The sequence below is a fragment of the Parafrankia elaeagni genome (genome assembly GCF_000374165.1).
Taxonomy (GTDB): domain Bacteria; phylum Actinomycetota; class Actinomycetes; order Frankiales; family Frankiaceae; genus Parafrankia; species Parafrankia elaeagni.
The window spans coordinates 1-1,441 of sequence record NZ_KB893699.1 but is presented as its reverse complement, the minus strand read 5'-3'; the positions used below and the strand labels follow the sequence as shown (position 1 = coordinate 1,441).

Sequence of the window (1,441 nt, the reverse complement as noted above, 5' to 3'; positions counted from 1 at the left end):
CGGCCGGCACGCCCGGAACGGACGAGCCGCCCGCCGACACCGACACACCCGCCGACACCGGTAACCCCGTCGGCACCGGCGCACCAGGCGACGGCGACGGCGACGGCGACGGCGACGGCGACGGCGACGGCGACGGGCCGATGATGACCGGGCCCGGCGGGGCCCAGGACACCTCCCCGGAGCCGGAGCCCGCAGCGGACCCCGAGACCCACACGCCCTCCGACGCGGCGCGGGAACCGTCCACCGATGCCTCCAGTGCAGAGGTGGCGGCGCCGAGCCTCGGAGTCGCTGCCGAGAACACGGCTGACCCGGCCTTTGCGCCGGTGCCGGGGTCCACGCGGGCCGAGGCGGAGTCCAGCCCGGCCGTCGCCGCAGGCACGGCCGCGTCCCCGGACGGTCCTGGTCCCGACACCAGCTCCGGCCAGGGGGTGCCTGAGCCGTCAGCGGTGCGCGACGACCCGGCCGGCGCGGAGACCACGCATGTCCCGGCGGGTGAACCTGCGGAGGTGTCCGCTGCACCCGTGGAGGTGTCCGCTGCACCCGTGGAGGTGTCCGGGCCCGACGAGGTCACCGGCGTCCCGAGTGCGACGGCGGACGGTCCGGTGCCGGTCGAGGCCGCCTCGACCCCGGGCAGCGCCCCGAAGGGCGAGGCTCCGACGGCCCCCACGCCGACCGGCGGTGGGGGCGGCTGCGCGGCGTGGACCTGCCCGGAGCCGCGCTGCCCGGTACGTGCCGGCCTGGCACCCCCGGCCCGGCCGGCCCGGCGCCGCACCGCGAAGACGCCGGTGCCGGGCAGGGAGCCGACGGTGAACGCCGACGGGAGGCCACGGCTGCCGGCCGGGGCGCTGACCGCACTGGTCCGGGGCGTTCTGGCGACGAACGCCGACGTCGCGATGAGTGTGACCGAGATCAGCCGGGAAATCCCGGACCGCTCGTCCGGGGCGATCAACGCGGCCTGCGAGGCGATGGCGGGCCGCGGCGAGGTCACTCTCGTCGAGGGCAGGCCGAAGCGGTTTCAGATCACGCCCGCCGGCCGCACGCTCACCACCACCACCACCGCGGCTGCTGCTGGCAGCTGAGCAGACCCCGCCCCCGCCGGTCTCAGGCCGGGGTTGTTCCCGGGCGGCGGGAATGCCGCCCGCCGCCCGGGACCCCACGTTCCCCACCGCAAAGGGAATCTCATGACCAGTTTCTCGCAGAGCCGGGTCCACGCACAGCTGAACGCGGACGGCACCTTCACCCTGACTGTGGACCCGACGGCCACCCGCGACGCGATCCTCGCCGGTCTGCTCACCATCCCCGCCGGGACCACCTACACCGGCACCCCCACCAGCCCCCGTGTCCCGGCCGTCCTGCTCCTCACACCCCCCGACGTCGGCGGCGCGCCCGCCGCCGGGGGGTGGATCCCCCGGGTCCCGCCCGCGCACGACGCGGTCCCCGT

Annotated in this window: 1 protein-coding gene and 1 pseudogene; both read left to right on the top strand. The window is 77.0% G+C overall.

Going from position 1 to position 1,441, the window contains the following annotated elements; all coding sequences use genetic code 11:
- On the top strand, positions 1-1,079 hold a 1,079-nt coding region (locus B207_RS40500), incomplete at its 5' end, for a hypothetical protein (RefSeq protein ID WP_051102422.1).
- Between the two features lie 102 nt (positions 1,080-1,181).
- Positions 1,182-1,441, top strand: a pseudogene (locus tag B207_RS32745) (hypothetical protein); the annotation flags it as partial.